Source organism: Pseudomonas sp. NPDC089996 (assembly GCF_044748405.1).
Lineage (GTDB): Bacteria > Pseudomonadota > Gammaproteobacteria > Pseudomonadales > Pseudomonadaceae > Aquipseudomonas.
Genome location: NZ_JBIVGA010000005.1, coordinates 143,932 through 164,760, shown reverse-complemented (window position 1 = coordinate 164,760; position 20,829 = coordinate 143,932). Strand labels below are relative to the sequence as shown.

15 protein-coding genes are annotated in these 20,829 nt (G+C 65.2%); 11 read left to right on the top strand and 4 right to left on the bottom strand.

Annotated features, from left to right (window positions below):
• The first annotated feature begins 320 nt into the window (after positions 1-320).
• The 4 genes from ACIPW4_RS10820 to ACIPW4_RS10805 are packed head-to-tail and all read left to right on the top strand — an operon-like array spanning position 321 to position 5,915.
• Complete coding sequence (locus ACIPW4_RS10820) at positions 321-2,234, top strand: sigma-54-dependent Fis family transcriptional regulator (RefSeq protein ID WP_400657519.1); 1,914 nt, start codon at positions 321-323, stop codon at positions 2,232-2,234.
• Between the two features lies 1 nt (position 2,235).
• The gene (locus tag ACIPW4_RS10815) at positions 2,236-3,969 is read left to right on the top strand and encodes an ABC transporter ATP-binding protein (protein WP_400657516.1); all 1,734 of its coding nucleotides are present in this window, start codon (positions 2,236-2,238) and stop codon (positions 3,967-3,969) included.
• The gene (locus tag ACIPW4_RS10810) at positions 3,959-4,630 is read left to right on the top strand and encodes a S8 family serine peptidase (protein ID WP_400657513.1); all 672 of its coding nucleotides are present in this window, start codon (positions 3,959-3,961) and stop codon (positions 4,628-4,630) included. The genes ACIPW4_RS10815 and ACIPW4_RS10810 overlap by 11 nt, the downstream gene beginning before the upstream one ends.
• Entirely contained in the window at positions 4,623-5,915 is a 1,293-nt protein-coding gene (locus ACIPW4_RS10805; protein ID WP_400657511.1) for an NAD(P)/FAD-dependent oxidoreductase, read from the top strand. The genes ACIPW4_RS10810 and ACIPW4_RS10805 overlap by 8 nt, the downstream gene beginning before the upstream one ends.
• A 119-nt stretch (positions 5,916-6,034) precedes the next feature.
• Here the strand turns inward: ACIPW4_RS10805 and ACIPW4_RS10800 are convergent, their stop codons facing one another.
• Positions 6,035-7,528, bottom strand: a complete 1,494-nt coding sequence (locus ACIPW4_RS10800; RefSeq protein ID WP_400657508.1) for an aldehyde dehydrogenase family protein — start codon at positions 7,526-7,528, stop codon at positions 6,035-6,037.
• Positions 7,529-8,023: 495 nt separating this feature from the next.
• Between ACIPW4_RS10800 and peaA the strand changes: the two genes are divergently transcribed.
• The 5 genes from peaA (at position 8,024) to ACIPW4_RS10775 (ending at position 14,358) form a co-directional block, all read left to right on the top strand.
• The gene (gene peaA, locus ACIPW4_RS10795; RefSeq protein WP_400657505.1) at positions 8,024-9,589 is read left to right on the top strand and encodes a quinohemoprotein amine dehydrogenase subunit alpha; all 1,566 of its coding nucleotides are present in this window, start codon (positions 8,024-8,026) and stop codon (positions 9,587-9,589) included.
• Between the two features lie 49 nt (positions 9,590-9,638).
• Positions 9,639-11,069, top strand: coding sequence for a quinohemoprotein amine dehydrogenase maturation protein (gene peaB, locus ACIPW4_RS10790; RefSeq protein ID WP_400657502.1), 1,431 nt, complete (start codon positions 9,639-9,641; stop codon positions 11,067-11,069).
• 1 nt (position 11,070) lies between these two features.
• Positions 11,071-11,394, top strand: coding sequence for a quinohemoprotein amine dehydrogenase subunit gamma (qhpC, locus tag ACIPW4_RS10785; protein WP_400657499.1), 324 nt, complete (start codon positions 11,071-11,073; stop codon positions 11,392-11,394).
• 32 nt (positions 11,395-11,426) lie between these two features.
• A complete protein-coding gene (peaD, locus tag ACIPW4_RS10780) occupies positions 11,427-12,548 on the top strand; it encodes a quinohemoprotein amine dehydrogenase subunit beta (RefSeq protein ID WP_400657496.1) in 1,122 nt (373 codons plus the stop codon).
• A gap of 136 nt (positions 12,549-12,684) precedes the next feature.
• Positions 12,685-14,358, top strand: a complete 1,674-nt coding sequence (locus tag ACIPW4_RS10775; protein WP_400657493.1) for a fatty acid CoA ligase family protein — start codon at positions 12,685-12,687, stop codon at positions 14,356-14,358.
• A 146-nt stretch (positions 14,359-14,504) separates the two neighbouring features.
• Here ACIPW4_RS10775 and mobA read toward each other — a convergent pair whose 3' ends face one another.
• Positions 14,505-15,080, bottom strand: coding sequence for a molybdenum cofactor guanylyltransferase MobA (mobA, locus tag ACIPW4_RS10770; protein WP_400657491.1), 576 nt, complete (start codon positions 15,078-15,080; stop codon positions 14,505-14,507).
• 116 nt (positions 15,081-15,196) lie between these two features.
• Between mobA and ACIPW4_RS10765 the strand changes: the two genes are divergently transcribed.
• Positions 15,197-15,469 (top strand): HU family DNA-binding protein, encoded by a 273-nt coding sequence (locus ACIPW4_RS10765; RefSeq protein WP_400657488.1) that lies wholly within the window; start codon positions 15,197-15,199, stop codon positions 15,467-15,469.
• Positions 15,470-15,529: 60 nt separating this feature from the next.
• Here the strand turns inward: ACIPW4_RS10765 and ACIPW4_RS10760 are convergent, their stop codons facing one another.
• On the bottom strand, positions 15,530-18,661 hold the full coding sequence (locus ACIPW4_RS10760; protein WP_400657485.1) for a multidrug efflux RND transporter permease subunit: 3,132 nt from the start codon (positions 18,659-18,661) through the stop codon (positions 15,530-15,532).
• An 11-nt stretch (positions 18,662-18,672) separates the two neighbouring features.
• On the bottom strand, positions 18,673-19,848 hold the full coding sequence (locus ACIPW4_RS10755; protein ID WP_400657482.1) for an efflux RND transporter periplasmic adaptor subunit: 1,176 nt from the start codon (positions 19,846-19,848) through the stop codon (positions 18,673-18,675).
• 275 nt (positions 19,849-20,123) lie between these two features.
• Between ACIPW4_RS10755 and ACIPW4_RS10750 the strand changes: the two genes are divergently transcribed.
• A complete protein-coding gene (locus ACIPW4_RS10750) occupies positions 20,124-20,825 on the top strand; it encodes a response regulator transcription factor (RefSeq protein ID WP_060507321.1) in 702 nt (233 codons plus the stop codon).
• Positions 20,826-20,829: the final 4 nt, after the last annotated feature.

Here is a 20,829-nt window from a genome sequence, read left to right as displayed (position 1 = left end):
TAACGGGCCCATGGACTGGGGCGTCTGGGAGGGGTAGCGCAACAGCCGTGCCAGGTTTTTTAATTTGGGCTGTAGGCATTGTGGTTGTTGGGCTGCAGGCGTTGGTGGTGATGGCTTGGGCAGGGTTGAGGTGGGCGCTTTTCCCCAGGATTGGGGTTGGCGGTGGGGCTGGGAGGGCAGGGCTTTGGAGGTGTGGCGCCCGATCTCACAGGCGCCACACCTCTCAAGCCATGCACCTCGACGCCCAGATAAATCTCCCGCACACTGCGAAAAAATACCAAGCCCGTCGCCCGAACCAGGGGCCACAGCTGGAGCAAGAAATGGCGCGACAATTCTCCATAACAAACGCCCAAGACCCGCTGCACGATTCCCGCCAGGCGCGCCTGCGCCTGGCCAGCGAAGGCGAGCTGCCGCTGGGCATGCTGCGCGATGAAATCGACGCCTCCTGGCGTCGCAGCCTCGGCCATGGCCTGGATTGCCTCCAAGGCGAGCAGGTCGGCCTGGGCCTGGAACACGGCCACGACCTGCGCGCGCTGCTGGAGCGCAACCGTCTGCTGATGGACGCCGTCACCCCCGAGCTGGACTACCTGGTCTCGCGCCAGGGCAAGGCCGGCATCATCATCCTCGGCGATGCCCAGGCCAACGTGCTGGCCATCGAAGGCCAGAAGCACGTGCTCGAACGCGAAGGCCTGCGCGACTTGCACCCCGGCAGCTGCTGGAGCGAATCGCTGCGCGGCACCAACGCCATCGGCACCGCCGTGGTGGAAGGCCGGCCAACACTGATCAACTGCGGCGAGCACTACCTGGACCGCCTCAGCCCGTTCTCCTGCACCTCGGTGCCGCTGCGCGATCCGCAGGGTGAAGTGATCGGCGTGCTCGACGTCACCCGCGAAGGGGTCATGGCCCAGCCACAGGACAGCCTGAGCATGCTGATGCTGGCCGCTGGCAATATCGAGAGCAGGATGTTCGGTCTGTATCACCCCGAGCAACTGGTGCTGGCCTTTCATAGCCGCCCGCAATACCTCAACAGTGCCTGGCACGGCCTGCTCGCCCTGAGCCTGGATGGCGAAGTGCTGGCCGCCAACGACAATGCTTGCCAGTTGCTCCAGGTGCCGCGCCAGGGCCTGATCGGGCGACGCAGCAGCGACCTGCTGGGGGAACGTTCACCGGCCTTCATAGCCCGCCTGTGGCAGGGCGGGGTGAGCAACGTGCAAACGGCCAAGGGCGAATTCTTCTTCCGTGCGCTGCAACTGCCACGGCACAGCCCGCTCAATGGCAGCGCGGTGCATGCCAAGCCGGCGGCGGGGAACAAATCACCCGCGCTGGACGCCCTGGCCGGTGGTGATGCGCGCTTGGCGCGCAACCTGCGCATGGCCCGCCAAGGGCTGGGCAACGGCCTGCCAGTGTTGCTGCTGGGCGAGACCGGCACCGGCAAGGAAGTGGTGGCCCGGGCCCTGCACCAGGCCAGCCCGCGTGCCGACAAGCCGTTCGTTGCGGTCAACTGCGCGGCGATTCCCGAAGGGCTGATCGAGTCCGAACTGTTCGGCTACCGCGAAGGGGCCTTCACCGGCTCGCGCCGGGGCGGCATGGTCGGGCGGCTGATGCAGGCCCATGGCGGCACACTGTTCCTCGACGAGATCGGCGACATGCCGCTGGCCTTGCAGGCACGGCTGCTGCGCGTGCTGCAGGAACGCCGGGTAGCACCGCTGGGCGCGGGCGACGAGCAGGACATCGACGTGGCACTGATCTGCGCCACCCACCGCGACCTCAAGCGCCTGGTGCTGGAGCAGCACTTTCGCGAAGACTTGTACTACCGGGTCAACGGCGTATCCCTGCGCCTGCCGGCGCTGCGCGAGCGCGATGACCTGGCGAGCATCATCGAGGGCTTGCTGGACAAGGCCGGCGCCAAGGGCGTCAGCCTCGACCCGCCCCTGGCGGCGCTGCTCGAAGGCTTCGACTGGCCGGGCAACATCCGCCAGCTGGAAATGGTCGTGCGGACCGCCGTGGCCATGCGCGAGGATGGCGAGCAGGTGCTGACCCTCGACCACCTGACCGACTGCCTGCTGGATGAACTGGCCAGTGGTGCGGCACCTTCCGGTAGCCTGAAAGACAATGAACTGGAACTGATCCGCAATGCACTGGCCCGCCACCAGGGCAATGTCTCGGCGGCCGCCGAAGCCTTGGGCATCAGCCGGGCGACGCTCTACCGCAAGCTCAAGCAGTTGCGTGGCTGACATGGGTAACCTGTTCGCCAGGCTGGTGGAATCCAGCAACCCGCTACTCATGCGCCAGGCCCTGGCCTGGCTGTATGGCTTCGTGCGCCCCCAGCGACGGGCGATCGGCGTGCTGCTGGGCTTGTCCCTGGGCGCCTCGCTGCTGGCCCTGGCGCAACCCTGGCTGGTCAAGACGCTGATCGACGACGGGCTGTTGGCCAAGGATTACCAGACCCTCTGGCACATGGCGGCGATCATGATCGCCGCCGGCTTGCTGGGTACTGTGCTGGCGGGCGTCAACCGCTACCTGCACACGCGCCTTTCAGGGCGCATCCTGTTTGCCCTGCGCGATGACCTGTACCGCCATTTGCAGCAGCTGTCGCCGACCTTCTACGGGAGCCGGCGTACCGGCGACATCCTCTCGCGGCTCGACGGCGATGTCGCCGAGATCCAGCGTTTTGCCGTGGACTCGCTGTTCTCTGCGGTGTCGGCGGTGATTGGCCTGGTCGGCGCGGTGGCGCTGATGCTGATGCTGTCCTGGCAACTGTCGTTGCTGCTGGCGTTGCTGATCCCGATCGAAGTGTTGTGGCTGCGCTGGATGCGGCGCAAGGTCGAGCGCGAAGTGCGCAGCCTGCGCGAACGTTCGGCGGATGTTTCGTCGTTCCTGGTCGAGACCCTGCCGGCCATGAAGTTCATCCAGGCCAGCGGTCAGCAAGGCCGCGAGGCCGGGCGCCTGGACCAACTGGGGCAAGGCTACATGCGCCAGTTGCTCAAGGTTCAGGTCACCGAATTCTTCACTCAGGCAATCCCCGGCACCCTGACCTCGTGGTGCCGCGCCTGCGCGTTCCTGGTCGGTGGCTGGTGGGTGATCCAGGGCACCTGGCAGCTCGGCGCGCTGATCGCGTTTTCCACCTACATGGGCATGGCGGTCGGCCCGGTGCAGAGCCTGTTGGGCCTGTATGTGGCGGTGCAGCGCATGGCGGTGAGCCTGGGCCGGGTGATGGAATTGAAGCAGGAAGCCGTAGCCGTGCGCGAGGCCGACTCGCCCAGGCCCATGCCGCAAGGGCCGGGCGAGTTGCGCCTGGAGGGCGTGAGTTTTGCCCATGACGGGCGCCAGGGCGCGGTGCTGACGCAGGTCGATGCCTGTATTGCCGGTGGCCTGAAAGTCGCCATCAGCGGTGCCTCCGGCGTCGGCAAGTCGACCTTGATCGACCTGTTGCAGCGCTTTTACGACCCGGATGCCGGGCGCATTCTGCTCGACGGCGCCGACCTGCGCGAGCTCGACTTGGCCGCCGTGCGTCAGCGCATCGCCGTGGTTAGCCAGGACATCGTGCTGTTCCGTGGCACCCTGGCGCAAAACCTTGCCTACGGTGCCCCGCAGGCCAGCCGTGGGGAGCTGGAGCGGGTGGTGCGACTCGCCCACCTCGAGAGCCTGGTCCAGAGCCTGCCACTGGGGCTGGACGGCTTGCTCGGTGAGCGCGGCCAGCAGCTTTCCGGCGGGCAGAAACAGCGTATCGCCATCGCCCGGGCGGTGCTGCAGGCACCTTCGATCCTGGTGCTCGACGAGGCCACCTCGGCGGTGGACGAAGCCACTGAACGCGAAGTGATCGCCGCCATCGACGAACTGTTCGCCGGGCGCACGCGCATTCTGATCAGCCACCGCGCCTCGACCCTGGCCGATGCTGATTTGCACCTGCATCTGCACGCTGGCCAGTTGAGCGTATTGCCCCGGGAGGCAATCCGGCATGGGCACTGAGTTCAAGGTTGGCGTGATCGACAGTGGTTGCACCCCCTCGCAGGCGTTGGTCGCGGCACGGCGCTTCTGGCTGGACGAAGGCGTGCTGTGCGAGGGTGCGCTGCAACCGGACCTGCTCGGCCATGGCAGCGCGGTGCTGGCCAGCCTGCAAGCCGAGGCTGGCGAACTGCCGTTGCTGCTGGCCCAGGTATTCAACGATCAAGGCAGTACCAGCGCCTTGCAGGTCGCCGCCGGGTTGTTCTGGCTGGCGGAGCAGGGCGTGACGCTGATCAATCTCAGCCTTGGCTTGCAGCAGGACCGGGTGGTGCTGCGCCAGGCCTGCGCTGAAGTGCAGCAGGCCGGCGTGCTGCTGTGCGCGTCCAGTCCGGCGCAGGGCAGTGCGGTGTACCCGGCGGCGTACCCGGAAGTTATCCGCATCACCGGCGATGCTCGCTGCGCGCCGGGGCAGTGGTCATGGCTGGGCAGCGCCCAGGCCGATTTCGGTGGCCATGTAGGTGAGCGCGGGCGGGCTGGTGCGAGCCTTGGCTGTGCGGCGGTGAGCGGGCGGATCGCGACCCTTTTGCAGCAGCAACCCAGCCTGGACCGCCAGCAGGTCTATGCCTGGCTGCGGGCCCATGCCGCCTTCAGCGGCCCGGAGCGACGAGGTGCAGTGGATGCCTGAACCACACATCCTGGTTCTTGGTGCCGGCCCGGCCGGCGCCGCAACTGCGCTTGGTTTGCGCCGGCTGGGCTACCCGGTAACGGTGGTATCCGACTGGCGGCGTTTTGCTGCCGTGGAAGGGGTTTCGCAACGAGTGCTGGAAGGGCTGCGCCATGCCGGCCTGGGCGGCGCCCTGGCCGAGGCCGCAGTACCGGCGGCCCGCCAGGTGCGTTGGAATGAACAGCACCTGCAACTCAATCAGGAATTTCTCCTCGATCGCCAGCGATTCGACCGCGCCTTGCGCGATGACCTGAAGCGGGCAGGGGTAACCTTGATGCAAGGGCGCGTTCGCGAAGTCTCCCGTGCCGAGGGCTACCAGGTCCGGCTGGATGACGGGCAGGTGCTGCAGGGCGACTTCCTGGTCGAAGCGCGCGGTCGCCAGGCACCGTTGGCGGCCGACCGTCTGCGTGGCCCGGAAACGGTCAGCCTGCTCAACCTCTGGCAGGCAGAGCCAGGCACACCCGCGTCGGCAGTCGAAAGCCTGGACGATGGCTGGGCCTGGATGGCCAGGCTGGCCGATGGGCGTTGCTATTGGCAGATTACGCTGGACGCCCAAGGGCTGCCGGGGAAGGCGGAGCTGCCGCGATACTGCGCCGCACGCCGAGGTGCATCGTCGCTGGTGGCCGAATTGTTCGATACCCGTGCGCTGGAGCCTGCGCAGGTGCATGCCCGTAGCAGCACGGCGATCCTCGCCGGCGACTGTGTGGGGGATGACTGGTTAAGGGTGGGGGATGCGGCGATGGCGGTTGACCCATTGTCGGGGAATGGCATTTTCCAGTCGCTGTCATCGGCCTTGCAGGCACCGGTGGTGATCAACACCTTGTTGCGCCGGCCTGAGCGCGCCGCATTGGCGAAGCAGTTTCATCAGCAGCGGATCGAGCAGCTGTTTCTGCGTTTTGCCCGCATCGGGCGGGATTTCTATGGGCAGGAGCAAAGGCGTGCCGGGTTGGCGTTCTGGGCGCGGCGACAGGGTTGGCCGGATGCGCAGCCGTTGCATGTGGCGGCGGACTGGGCGGCGGTGCAGGTAGCGCGGCGGCCGGTATTGCGCGATGGCTTTGTGGATGAGGCTGAAGTGGTGGTGACGGCGGATCAGCCGTTGGGGGTTTGGCATTTGCAGGGGATCGAGCTGGCGCCGGTGGTGTTCAGTGTGCTTGCAGGTGAATCGCTCGATACCGTTTTGAATGGGAAACCTATGGAACATCAGATGATGCTGCGGCGGTGGCTGGGGGAGCAGGGTTACCGCTGAGATCCTGGGGCCGCTGTGCGGCCCTTTCGCGACACAAGGCCGCTCCTACAGGATACGCATTCCCTTGTAGGAGCGGCCTTGTGTCGCGAAAGGGCTGCGAAGCAGCCCCAGGCTGTAAGTCAGAGCTTGATCAGCACCGACTTGAGCTCGGTGTAATGCTCGATGGCCGCCGCCCCCATCTCACGCCCGACACCGGACATCTTGTAACCCCCGAACGGCAATGCCGGGTCCAGCGCGCTGTGGCAGTTGACCCACACCGAGCCGGACTTGATCCGTGGGATCATCCGGTGCACCGCTGCCAGATCGTTGGACCAGATGCTCGCGCCCAGGCCGTAGGGGTTGTCGTTGGCCATGCCGATCACTTCGTCGATGTCGTCGAACGGCATCGCCACCAGTACCGGGCCGAAGATCTCTTCCTGTACCAGGCGATGGCGCTGGTCGACGTCGACGATCACGGTCGGTTTGACGAAGTAGCCTGGGCCATAGCCTTCACCGCCACAGGCGATGGTCGCCCCCAGCTCGCGGCCCAGCTCGATGTAACCGGTGACCCGGTCCTGCTGCTTGGCCGAGATCAGCGGCCCCATCTGCACGGCCGGGTCCAGGCCGCTGCCGAGCTTCATGCCGTTGGCGATGCCGGCGATGTCGGCCACCACATTGTCGAAGTGCTTGCGGTGCACATACAGGCGCGAACCGGCGCAGCACACCTGGCCCTGGTTGAAGAAGATCGCCGTGGCGGCGCCGGCGGCGGCTTCCTGCAGGTTGGCGTCGGGCATGACGATGGTCGGCGACTTGCCGCCGAGCTCCAGGGTGACGCGGGTCATGTTGTCCATGGCCGCCTTGCCGATCAGCTTGCCCACTTCGGTGGAACCGGTGAAGGTCAGCTTGTCCACGCCCGGGTGGCGGCTCAGGGCGGCGCCAGCGTTCAGGCCGGTGCCGGTGATCACGTTGAAGACCCCGGCCGGGTAGCCAGCCTCGTCGACCAGTTCGGCCAGCTTGAGCGCGGTCAGCGGGGTTTCGTCGGCGGGCTTGAGCACCACGGTGCAGCCGGTGGCCAGGGCCGGGCCGAGCTTCCAGCAGGCCAGCAGCAGCGGGAAGTTCCAGGCGACGATGGCGCCGACCACACCGACGGCCTCGCGGCGCACGAAGCCATGGAACTGGTCGTCGGGCATCAACGGCATGGATGCCTCGACGGTGCTACCTTCGATCTTGGTGGCCCAGCCGGCCATGTAGCGCAGGAAGTCGATGGCCAGTTGCACGTCCATGACTTTCGCCACCGCGGCGCTCTTGCCATTGTTCAGGCATTCAAGCTCCGCCAGTTGCTGTGCGTCGCGCTCCATCAGGTCGGCCAGGCGCCACAGCAGGTTCTGCCGCTCGCGCGGGCGCACGCGGCTCCACGGCGAGTCATCGAAGGCCTGGCGGGCGGCGCGCACGGCGCGGTCGACGTCTTCCTGCTCGGCGGCGGGCACTTCACCGAGGATCTCACCCGTGGCCGGGTTGCGGAACGCCAGGGTGCGTCCACTGGAGGCGTCCTGCCAGTCGGCGCCGATGCGCATCTTCAGCTTGCGTTCGAGGAAGGCGCGGGTGGCGGGCAGAATCGGCAGTTCGGAAAGCATGGGGCTGTGCCTCTTGTCATTGGATGTGACGGGCACTGGCGCAATGCCCGTGCCAAGGTCGCCCAATGACCGCAAGGTGCTGAACTGCCTAGATTTTGCGGTGGTGCAAGGCAGTGATTGCCGGCGTGCGCTGTTGCACATTGAGACGGTGTGAGACGGTGATGAAACACCGCCTTTGCCGGCCTCTTCGCGGGTAAACCCGCTCCCACAGGTACAGCGCTGAACCCGGGCTCTGCGCGATTTTTGTGGGAGCGGGTTTACCCGCGAATGGCCTGCTCAGCAGGCCCTGTCTCAGGATGAAACACCCAGTCGCGAAATGGCACGCCCAAGCCCTGTGGGTCTCATGGCGATACGGTCTTCCAAGATAGCTAAAAGCCTGAAATACAACGTTTTTGCTCCACTTGGCACAGTTTCTGTATCACAACCGTCACATGCACACCTGCTGTACCAAAGCGTGCGAAAAACGATAAGAACAACAACCGTGGAGGTCTGACCTTGAACACGACTCGACTCCGGCGGCATGCGGGCAAACTGGCGCTAGTCGCCGCCGCACTGCTGGGCACCCAGGCCATGGCGGCCGAGCAGGGCCCGAGCCTGTTGCAGAACAAGTGCATGGGGTGCCATATCCCCGAAGGCAACGATACCTACAGCCGCATCAGCCACCAGCGCAAGACACCCGAAGGCTGGCTGATGAGCATCGCCCGCATGCAGATCATGCATGGCCTGCAGATCAGCGACGACGACCGTCGCACCTTGGTCAAGTACCTGGCCGACAAGCAGGGCCTGGCGCCGAGCGAGACCGATGGCGTGCGCTACGCCATGGAGCGCAGGCTCAACACCGTCGAGCACTTCGACACCCAGCTCAGCGAAACCTGCGGCCGCTGCCACTCCGGTGCCCGTGTCGCCCTTCAGCGCCGCCCGGCGCAGGAATGGGAACACCTGATCAACTTCCACCTCGGCCAATGGCCGTCCCTCGAGTACCAGGCTCAGGCGCGTGACCGCGACTGGCTGGAAATCGCCCTCAAGCAAGTGGTGCCGGACCTGGCCAAGCGCTTCCCGCTGGACAGCCCGGCCTGGACCGCCTGGCAGAAGGCCAAACCGACCGCCGACGCGCTGCCCGGGCAGTGGGCGTTCAGCGGTCACATGCTGGCCAAGGGCGATGTGCACGGGGTGATGACCGTCAGCGCCGACCAGGGCGATACCTTCAAGGTCGAGGTCAAAGGCAGCTACGCCGACGGCACACCGTTCAACGGCAGTGGCACGGCGATGCTCTACAACGGCTATGAGTGGCGCGGCAATGTACAGGTCGGCGACAGCAACCTGCGCCAGGTATTCGCTGCGCTGGATGGCGAAATGAAGGGCCGCATGTTCGAAGCCGATCACGACGAGCGTGGCCTGGACTTCACCGCCGCCAAAGAAGGCAAGGCCCGCCTGCTGGCGGTTCAGCCAGCCTTCATCAAGGCCGGTGGCGAAAGCGAAATCACCCTCGTCGGCACCGGGCTGTCCGGCAAGCCTGCACTGGGTGACGGCGTGGAGGTGACCGAAGTGCTGGAACAGACTCCGACCCTGGTGCGCGTCAAAGCCCGTGCTGCAGCGGATGCCAAGCCTGGCCAGCGCGAGGTCGCGGTGGGTGAGCTCAAGGGCGTCAACCTGGCGGTCTACGACAAGGTCGAGGAAGTGAAGGTAGTGCCGGCGTTCTCCATTGCCCGTATTGGCGAGAACGGCGCCTCGGTGCCCAAGGTACAGGGCCGTTTCGAGGCCGAAGCCTGGGGCAAGGACGCCAGTGGCCAGCCGCTGCGCATCGGCTACCTGCCGGCCACCTGGTCGGTCGAGCCGTTCAACGAGCGCGCCGGCGAGGACGAGGACGTCAAGTTCGCCGGGCAGATGCAGGCCGATGGCGTGTTCGTGCCAGGCGGCGCTGGCCCCAACCCTGCGCGCAAGATGGGCACCAACAATGCCGGTAACCTGAAGGTCATCGCCACACTTGCCGATGGCGGCCAGAAGGGCGAGGGCCACATGATCGTCGCGGTGCAACGCTGGAACAACCCGCCGCTGCCGTAAGGGCAGGGCTTGACGGGTTTTCCAACGAATCGATTATCGGGAGGTCGCCATGGGCGCGCTACTCAATCTGGTCGAACGCAACCTGCACGAAGTGCAGGTCGATGCCGACCGCATGCTGTTCCACATCCCCAGCAGTTCGCTGTTCACCGCCGACGCGGTGACCGGTGGCATCATCGACACCCTGCGCCAGCGAGGCTGCTCGGCCGAGGAGCTGATGCAGCGTCTTGGCCAGCAGTTTGCCGGCGACGATATCCAGGACACCCTGCGCGAGCTGATCGCGCTGGAGCTGGTCAGCGACGGCTCGCCGCTGACCCCGGAAATCGCCCTCAGGCAGGTCGAGCGCACGGCGCTGAACACGGTCGTGCTCAACGTCAACACCGGCTGCAACCTGAGCTGCACCTACTGCTACAAGGAAGACCTGGACAAACCGTCCGCCGGCAAGAAGATGAGCGCCGCCACCGCCGAGGCCTCGGTGGAGATGCTGCTCAAGGAGTCGCCCGACGAGCAGCGCTACAGCGTGGTGTTCTTCGGCGGCGAGCCGCTGTCCAACCGGCCACTGATCGAGCACATGGTCGCCTATTGCGAACGGCGCTTCGCCGAAGCCGGCAAGCAGGTGGAATTCATCATGACCACCAACGCCACGCTGCTCACCGAAGAGATCATCGACTGGCTCAACGCCCACCGCTTCGGCCTGTCGATCAGCATTGACGGCCCCAAGACCGTGCACGACCGCAACCGCATCACCGTGGGCGGGCAGGGCACCTATGACGTGGTGCGGCGCAAGGCCGACCTGCTGCTGTCGCGCTACACCAGTCGCCCGGTGGGTGCGCGGGTCACGCTGACCCGTGGCATCACCGATGTCGAAACCATCTGGAACCACCTGTTCAACGAAATGGGCTTCGCCGAAGTCGGCTTTGCCCCGGTCACCTCCGGCGACATGGCCGACTTCAACCTGACCGGCGAAGAGCTGGTGCAGGTGTTCGCCAACATGAAGGCACTTGGCCGCCGATACCTGGAGGCGGCGCTGGAACATCGCAACATCGGCTTCTCCAACCTGCACCAGCTGATCACCGACATCCACGAAGGCCACAAGAAGGCCCTGCCGTGCGGTGCCGGGCTGAAGATGCTGGCCGTGGACCACGAGGGCGAGCTGAACCTGTGTCACCGCTTCACCGGCTCCAGCCTGCCGACTTTCGGCAACGTGCACCAGGGCGTGAAGCAGGCGCAGCTCAACGACTTCCTGTCCCAGCGCCTGGACCGCAGCAACACCGGCTGCGACAGCTGCCGCATCCGCAACCTCTGCTCGGGCGGCTGCTACCACGAGAGTTACGCCCGCTACGGCGACCCGCAGCACCCGACCTATCACTACTGCGAACTGATGCGCGACTGGGTCGACTTCGGCATCGAAGTCTACAGCCGCATCATGGCCGCCAACCCGGCCTTCATCGACCGCTACATCACCCCGCGGAAGGCGCACTGACATGAAGCACTTGAAGCCCCTGAACAACAAGGCGCGCATCCTCGAACAGGCCGCCGCCGAAGACCGCGTCGACGAAGTCATGGCCATGAGCGCGGTGGCCGGCTGCACCGCCACCACCGACCCGGGTTGGGAAGTGGACGCCTTTGGTGGCGTCAGTTCGCTGTGCCAGCCGATGGAAGCCGACCTGTACGGATGCTCCGACCCTTGCTGGTGGCCGGCCCAGGTGCCGGACATGATGAGCACCTACCAGGATTGGAACGCCCAGGCCACCAACTCCCAGGACGACTGGCGCAACCTCGGCACCGTGTTCCCGAAAGACAAGTGACCGGCCCAACAAGAATGACAAGGGGAAACCGCATGAAAGCTGGACGCTGCGCGCAACTCGCGCTGACCATCGCCGCCACGGCCTGCGCCTGGGCGGTACAGGCCGATGATGCCGGCCCGGCCCTCAAGGCTGGCCAGGAATACCTGATCACCACCAACTACCCGAACAACCTGCACGTCGTCGACGTGGCCAGCGACACGGTATACAAGAGCTGCCAGATGCCCGACAGGTTCGGCCCCGGCACGGCGATGATGGCGCCGGACAACCGCACCGCCTACGTACTCAACAACCACTATGCCGACATCTACGGCATCGACCTGGACACCTGCAAGACCACCTTCCACGCCAACTTGTCCAGCGTGCCGGGCGAAGTCGGCAAGTCGATGTATTCGTTCGCCATCAGCCCGGACGGCAAAGAGGTGTATGCCACGGTCAACCCGACCCAGCGCCTGAACGATCACTACGTGGTCAAACCGCCACGCCTTGAAGTGTTCAGCACTGCCGACGGCCTGCAGGCCAAGCCGGTGCGTACCTTCCCGATGCCGCGCCAGGTCTACCTGATGCGCACTGCCGACGATGGCAGCCTGTTCGTTGCCGGGCCGGATATCTACAAAATGGACGTGAAGACCGGCAAATACACCGTGGCCTTGCCACTGCGCAACTGGAACCGCAAGGGCTACAGCGCCCCGGACGTGCTGTATTTCTGGCCGCACCAGAGCCCGCGCCACGAGTTCTCGATGCTCTACACCATCGCCAAGTTCAAGGACGCCAAGCAGGACCCGAACGAGGCCGAGTTTCTGTACGGTTACCTGAGCATCGACCTCAAGACCGGCAAGACTCACACCCAGGAATTCGCCAACCTGACCGAGATCTACTTCACCGGCTTGCGCTCGCCGAAAGACCCGAACCAGATCTACGGGGTACTCAACCACCTGGCCAAGTACGACATCAAACAGCGCAAGCTGATCAAGGCGGCTAATCTGGAGCACAGCTACTACTGCGTCACCTTCGACAAGAAGGGTGACAAGCTGTACCTGGGCGGTACCTTCAACGACCTGGCGGTGTTCGACCCCGATACGCTGGAAAAGGTGAAGAACATCAAGCTGCCAGGCGGTGACATGTCCACCACCACGCCGCAGGTGTTTGTCAGGTAATGGCAGAGGGCTGCCTCGCAGCCCTTTCGCGACACCAGGCCGCTCCTACAGGGGAATGCGGTCTCTTGTAGGAGCGGCCTTGTGTCGCGAAAGGGGCGCAAAGCGCCCCCGGCAATCTCAAAGGGTGCGTAATCTGATGAGCCAACCCAGTTACTCCCAGGGCAATCAGGACATATCCCTGCTTACCCAATGCATCGGCGACGCCTTCGACACCACCGTCGCCCGTTTCCCCGACCGCGAAGCGCTGGTGGTCCGTCACCAGGCCTTGCGCTACACCTGGCAGCAACTGGCCGACGCCGTCGACCAGCACGCCCGCGCCCTCATGGCCCTGGGCGTGCAACCTGGCGACCGCTTAGGGATCTGGGCACCCAATTGCGCCGAATGGTGCATCACCCAGTTCGCCAGCGCCAAGGTCGGTGCGATCCTGGTCAACATCAACCCGGCCTACCGCTCCAGCGAGCTGGACTACGCCCTCGGTCAGTCCGGCTGCCGCTGGGTGATCTGCGCCGACGCCTTCAAGACCTCTGATTACCACGCCATGCTGCTGGGCCTGATTCCCGGTTTGGCGGCCGGTCAACCTGGCGCCTTGGTCTGCGAGCGCTTTCCCGATCTGCGCGGGGTGGTCAGCCTTGCCGTTTCACCACCGCCTGGCTTCCTTGCCTGGCACGACCTGCAGGCCCGCGCCGAGTCCGTCAGCCGTGAAACCCTGGCCGAGCGCCAGGCGCAACTGCGCTGCGACGATCCGATCAACATCCAGTACACCTCCGGCACCACGGGTTTTCCCAAGGGCGCCACGCTCAGCCACAGCAACATCCTCAACAACGGCTACATGGTCGGCGAAAGCCTGGGCCTGACCGAGCACGACCGCCTGGTGGTGCCGGTGCCGCTGTACCACTGCTTCGGCATGGTCATGGCCAACCTCGGCTGCATGACCCACGGCAGCACCCTGATCTACCCCAATGACGCCTTCGACCCGCTGGCCACCCTGCGCGCCGTGGCCGAGGAAAAGGCCACGGCACTGTATGGCGTGCCAACCATGTTCATCGCCGAACTGGACCACCCGCAGCGCGGCGACTTCGACTTGTCGAGCCTGCGCACCGGGATCATGGCCGGCGCCACCTGCCCGATCGAAGTGATGCGCCGGGTGATCGGCGAGATGCACATGGCCGAGGTGCAGATCGCCTACGGCATGACCGAGACCAGCCCGGTGTCGCTGCAGACCGGCCCCGACGATGACCTGGAGCGCCGCGTGACCAGCGTCGGCCGCACCCAGCCGCAGCTGGAGAGCAAGGTCATCGACGCCGACGGAGCCACTGTGCCGCGTGGCGAGGTCGGCGAGCTGTGCACCCGTGGCTACAGCGTGATGCTGGGCTACTGGAACAACCCCAAGGCCACCGCCGAGAGCATCGACCGTGATGGCTGGATGCACACCGGTGACCTGGCGGTGATGGACGAGCAGGGCTACGTGCGCATCGTCGGGCGCAGCAAGGACATGATCATTCGCGGTGGCGAGAACATCTACCCACGGGAGCTGGAAGAGTTTTTCTTCACCCACCCGGCGGTTGCCGATGTGCAGGTGATTGGCGTGCCGTGCAGCCGGTATGGCGAAGAAATCGTCGCCTGGGTGCGCCTGCACCCTGGGCATACCGCGAGCGAGGACGAGCTACGCGAGTATGCCAAGGCGCGGATCGCACATTTCAAGGTGCCCCGGTATTTCCGCTTCGTCGACGAATTCCCGATGACGGTGACCGGCAAGGTGCAGAAGTTCAGGATGCGCGAGATCAGCATCGAGGAGCTGGCTACCGGTTGACCGCCCTGCGCGGACTTTGTAGGAGCGGCCTTGTGTCGCGAAAGGGCTGCAAAGCAGCCCCAGGATTTCAGCGATGATGCAGATTTTGCCGGGGCTGCTGTGCAGCCCTTTCGCGACACAAGGCCGCTCCTACAGAGGCCGCGTTATCAGCCTTGCAGCAACTCCGGGCTGTTGAAATTGCTCAGCCTGGGATCATCCATGCCACATTCCAGACCCTGCACCGCCTCGCGCAGCAAGGCCTTCTGCAAGCTGCGCTCACCCGCCGCCCAAGCCTGCTCCAGCACCGGCAGCACGCGGCGCGGCAATACACTGAACATTGGCTGCCAATACCCGCCCTGACGCACCATGGCGCCACTGTCACCGGTCACTGCCACTTGCCGCAACGCGTCGATCAACGCCCGGTCAACCAACGGCGCATCGCAAGCCAGCAGCACCACCCAATCATGCTTCGCTGCTTTGAGCCCGGCAATCACCCCAGCCAGCGGCCCAGGGAAATCCGCGTCGGCATCGCCCACCAGTTGATCGGCATAAGCCGCATACACGTCCTGGTTACGGTTGCAGGAAATCACCAGGTCATCGCTGAGCGGCCGCACCACGCGTTGCACGTGCGCCACCAACGGCTCGTTGCGCCACTCGATCAACCCCTTGTCACGGCCGCCCATGCGCTGACCGCGACCACCAGCAAGGATCAGAACGGAGCAAGGGGGTAGGTGGATGTTCATTGGGCGGTGTCCTTGTACCTGATATTTTTGCCAGTTGTGAGGAGGTTGGAACGGACTTTAAATGGCGCAGCGAGACCATTAGACAGCAGTTGCCCACTGAATCAGGGAGAGAATATATGAATAAAGGCGAGCTTATAGATGCTATTGCAGATGCCGCTGAGATTTCCAAAGCAACAGCCGGTAAAGCGCTCAATGCAATCACAGAGTCTGTGAGAGAGGCATTGCGTGAAGGCAATTCGGTAAACCTGGTGGGTTTTGGCGTCTTTGCCATCAGGCATAGAGCAGCACGGAAAGGGCGAAACCCTCAGACCGGTAAACCGCTCAAAATTCCCGCCGCCAAAGTACCCACGTTCAAAGCCGGGAAATCCCTTAAAGAAGCCGTGAATTAACCTCGATGCTGGCGCGACCAGGAGAGCATTCCAGACGGCGCTCTCCTGACCGCACGCCCCTCAATGTTCGGCGGTGGTCTGCACATCGGTTTGCCGACGCTTCATTCCACCCTGCGCCGCCAGACGCATCACCACCACAAAGAACACCGGCACGAACACCACCGCCAAGGTGGCGCTTAGCATCCCGCCAATCACCCCGGTACCGATCGCCTGCTGGCTCGCGGAGCTTGCGCCAGTGGCGATGGCCAGTGGCACCACGCCGAGGATGAACGCCAGCGAGGTCATGACGATCGGCCGCAGGCGCAGGCGGGCGGCCTGTACGGCGGCGTCGGCGGCATCCACGCCCTGATCGACCAGGTGCTTGGCGAACTCGATGATGAGGATGGCGTTCTTCGCCGACAGGCCGATCAGGGTGATCAGGCCTACCTTGAAGAACACGTCGTTGGGCATGCCGCGCAGGGTCACCGCCAGCACCGCGCCGAGCACGCCGAGCGGCACCACCAGCAGCACCGCAGTGGGGATCGACCAGCTTTCATACAGCGCCGCCAGGCACAAAAACACCACCAGCAATGACAAGGCCATCAGCAGCGGCGCCTGGCTGCCGGACAGGCGTTCCTGCAGCGACAGGCCGGTCCATTCCAGGCCAGCGCCGGCTGGCAGCTGCGCGACCAGGCGCTCGATCTCGGCCATCGCTTCGCCCGAGCTGTAGCCCGCTGCCGGTTCGCCGGAAATCGACACTGCCGGGTAGCCGTTGTAACGGGTCAACTGCACCGGGCCGCTGACCCACTTGGCTTGGACGAACGCGCCCAGCGGCACCATCTTGCCGCTGCTGTTGCGCACGTGGATTTTCAGCAAGTCCTCCACCTGGCTGCGCTGGTCGCCTTCGGCCTGCACCACCACCCGCTGCATACGGCCCTGGTTGGGGAAGTCGTTGACGTAGCTGGAGCCGACTGCAACGTTCAGCACCGAACCGATGTCGGCGAACGACACGCCCAGGGCGTTGGCCTGGCGGCGGTCGATTTCCAGTTGCACCTGCGGGCTTTCGGCCAGCGAGGATTCGCGCACGTTGGCCAGCACCTTGCTCTCGTGCGCGCCGGCCAGCAGTTGGTCGCGGGCGGCCATCAGCGCCTCATGGCCCATGCCGCCGCGGTCCTGCAGGCGCATTTCGAACCCGGTCGATTCGCCCAGGCCGTCGATCGGCGGAGGCAGCACGGAAAAGGCCACGGCGTCCTTGAGCTGAGTGAAGGCCATTGTCGCCCGGTCGGCGATCGACTGGGCACTGGCATCGGCATCGCGCTCGGACCAGTCCTTGAGCGTGGTGAAGGTCAGCGCTGCGTTCTGGCCGCTGCCCGAGAAACTGAAACCGAGAATCACCGTGGTGTTGCCCACGCCGGGTTCTTCGGCGTTGTGCGCCTCGATCTGCGCCGCCACCTGTTCGGTCCGCATGCGGCTTGCGCCAGGCGGCAGCTGGATGTCGGTGATGGTGTAGCCCTGGTCTTCGGTCGGCAGGAATGCAGTGGGCAATTGGCTGAAGCCGTAACCCAGCACGGCCAGCAGCACGGCGTACACCAGCAGGTAGCGGCCACTGCGCCTGAGCGCCTGCAGTACCCAGCGCTGGTAGCCGTTGCTCATGCCTTCGAAGCGGCGGTTGAACCAGCCGAAGAAACCCTTGCGTTCATGGTGCTCGCCCTTGGCCAGCGGTTTGAGCAGGGTGGCGCACAGCGCCGGGGTCAGGCTCAGGGCAAGGAACGCCGAGAACAGGATCGACACCGCCATCGACAGCGAGAACTGCTGGTAGATCACCCCCACCGAGCCCTTCATGAAGGCCATGGGAAGGAACACCGCCACCAGTACCACGGTGATGCCGATGATGGCGCCGCTGATCTGGCCCATGGCCTTGCGCGTGGCCTCCCGGGGCGGCAGGCCTTCCTCGGCCATGATCCGCTCGACGTTCTCCACCACCACGATGGCGTCGTCGACCAGGATGCCGATGGCCAGGACCATGCCGAACAGGGTCAGCACGTTGACGGAAAAGCCCATGGCCAGCATCACGGCGAAGGTGCCCATCAGCGCCACCGGCACCACCAGCGTCGGGATCAGCGTATAGCGCAGGTTCTGCAGGAACAGGAACATCACTGCGAACACCAGCAGCATGGCTTCGAACAGGGTGTTGATGACTTGCTGGATGGACACCTTGACGAATGGCGAGGTGTCGTAGGGGATGTCGTACTTGACCCCCTCAGGGAAGTAGCGCGCCAGCTCCTGCATCTTCGCCCGCACCAGGGTGGCGGTTTCCATGGCGTTGGCGCCCGGTGCCAGCTGCACACTGAAGGCGGTGGCCGGCTTGCCGTTCAGACGGGTGCCGTACTGGTACTCCTGGGCCCCGATCTCGACCCGGGCGACATCGCCGACGGTGACACTGGAGCCGTCCGGGTTGGCGCGCAGGACGATGGCGGCGAACTCCTCGGGCGTGCTCAGCTGGCCCCTGACCACGACGTTGGCAGTGATTTCCTGGGTGCTGCGGGCGGGCAGGTCGCCGATGCTGCCGGGGGCGACCTGGGCGTTCTGCGCGGCGATGGCTTCGGCCACGTCGTTGGGCGTGAGGTTGAAACCGATCAGCTTGCGCGGGTCGATCCAGATGCGCATGGCGCGCTCGGAACCATACAGCTGCGCCTTGCCGACGCCCTTGAGGCGACGTATCTCGTTCATCACGTTGCGCGCCAGGATGTCGGACAGCGCGGTTTCATCGAGGCTGCCGTCTTCCGAGGTGAGGGTACCCAGCAGCAGGAAGCCGGTGGACACCTTTTCCACCTGCAGGCCTTGCTGGGTGACCTGACGCGGCAGGCGCGACTCGACCACCTTGAGGCGGTTCTGCACGTCGACCTGGGCCAGGTCGGGGTGTGTGCCGGGCTCGAAGGTGGCGGTGATGGTAGCGCTGCCCAGGCTGCTCTGCGACGAGAAGTACAGCAGGTTGTCGGCGCCGTTGAGCTCCTGCTCGATCAGGCTGACCACGCTTTCGTCCAGGGTCGCCGCCGAGGCGCCCGGGTACACGGCGTAGATCTCGACCTGCGGCGGCGCCACGTTGGGGTACTGGGCCACTGGCAGCTGGGGGATGGCCAGGGCGCCGGCGAGCAGGATGAACAGCGCGACGACCCAGGCGAAGATCGGGCGGTCGATGAAGAACTGCGGCATGGGTCAGGCCCTCACTGGCCGGTGTGCTGGACGATGGGCTGCGCGGCGGGGTCGACCTGGACCTGGACCTGGTCGCCCGCCTTGACGTGCTGCAGGCCTTCGACCACCACCTGCTCCCCGGGCGCCAGGCCCTCGGTGACCCGCCAGCGGTCACCCTGGGCATTGCCCAGTACTACCTGGCGTTCGCTGATGCGCGCCTGGTCGTCGACCACCAGCACTTTCGGCACCCCGGCGCTGTCACGCAGGATGGCCCGCTGCGGCACGCTCAGGCCTTTGGGCTGCACGGCCTGCTCCAGGCGCACGCGCACGTAGCTGCCCGGCAGCAGGTCGAGCTCCGGGTTGGGGAACTCGCTGCGCAGGGTGATCTGGTTGGTACTGGGGTCGACACTGATGTCGGAGAACAGCAGCTTGCCCGGCAGCGGGTAGGCGCTGCCGTCGTCCTGAATCAGGGTGGCGCGGGCCTGGCCGTCGCCGGCCTGCTGCAGCTCACCGGCGCGCAGCGCACGGCGCAGGGCGTTGAGCTCGCGGGTCGACTGGGTCACGTCGGCGTGGATCGGGTCCAGCTGCTGGATGGTCGCCAGCGGCGTGGTCTCGTTCTGACCGACCAGGGCACCTTCGGTGACCAGGGCGCGACCGATGCGCCCGGAAATCGGCGCGGTGACCGTGGCGTAACCCAGGTTCAGGCGGGCACGCTCCAGCGCAGCCTTGGCTTCGGCAACGGCTGCGTCGGCCTGGAGGAAGGCGGCGCGGGCGTTGTCGTATTCCTGGCGGCTGACCGCCTTGTCGTCGACCAACTGGCGGTAGCGCTGTTCTTGCAGACGCGCCTGGTACAGCGTGGCTTGCGCCCTGGCTAGGGCCGCGCGGGCACTGTCGTGGTCGGCCTTGAAAGGCGCCGGGTCGATGAGGAACAGCACATCACCCTGTTTGACGTCGCTGCCTTCGCGATAGACGCGCTTGAGCACCACGCCGGCGACGCGAGCGCGTACTTCGGCCGTGCGCGGGGCGAGGATGCGCCCGCTCAGTTCGGTGCTGATGGCCAGGGGCTGCAGTTGCAGCGTTTCGACCCGGACCTGGGGAACGGGTTGTTTTTCGTCCTGTTCGGCAGCGTTGTCGCAACCGGCCAGGGGCAGGGCAAGCAGCGCCACGAGCGCCACGGGGCGCAGGCGCGGGGGGAGGGTGATAGGCATGCGGATCTTCCGATGATGACCCTGCGTATACTAAGGCAACCGTTCCTCGGGCGGCTGTTAACACCTGTAGGACCTGTGTGAAAAAGTGTTAAGAACAGTCCTACCGGTTTGTAGGATTCTATATTCTGCATCTATTCAATCTGTGCCGGCCTCTTCGCGGGCACGCCCGCTCCCACAGGTGCAGCGCAGCATTCGAATCTTGTGCGGTCCCTGTGGGAGCGGGCATGCCCGCGAAGAGGCCAGTAAGGATATCCACAATCATTCCTGTAAGCCCTATGCCCAACATTCTCCTGGTCGAAGACGACAGCGCGTTGTCCGAGCTGATTGCCAGCTACCTGCAACGCAACGATTTCCACGTCCGGGTGATTGCCCGTGGCGACCACGTACTGGACGCCTTCCGCCAGGACAACCCCGACCTGGTGATTCTCGACCTGATGCTCCCGGGTATCGATGGCCTGCAACTGTGCCGCCTGCTGCGCCAGGAATCGCAGAGCCTGCCGATCCTGATGCTGACCGCCCGCGACGACAGCCACGACCAGGTGCTGGGCCTGGAAATGGGCGCCGACGACTACGTGACCAAACCCTGCGAGCCACGTGTGCTGCTGGCCCGCGTGCGCACTTTGCTGCGCCGCAGCAGTGTCAACGAGCCGCGCCTGGACAACCACCAGATCCTCATCGGCGGCTTGCGCATCGACCTCGCCGAGCGCCTGGTCAGCTGGCGTGGTGAAGAGGTGGAATTGTCCAGCGGCGAATACAACCTGCTGGTGGTGCTGGCACGCAATGCCGGTGTGGTGCTCAGCCGTGACCGTATTCTCCAGCAACTGCGCGGCATCGAGTTCAACGGCACCGACCGCTCGGTGGATGTGGCCATTTCCAAGCTACGCCGCAAGTTCGACGACAGTGCCGGCGAGGCGCGCAAGATCAAGACCGTGTGGGGCAAGGGTTACCTGTTCAGTCGCGTCGAGTGGGAGTGCTGACCGA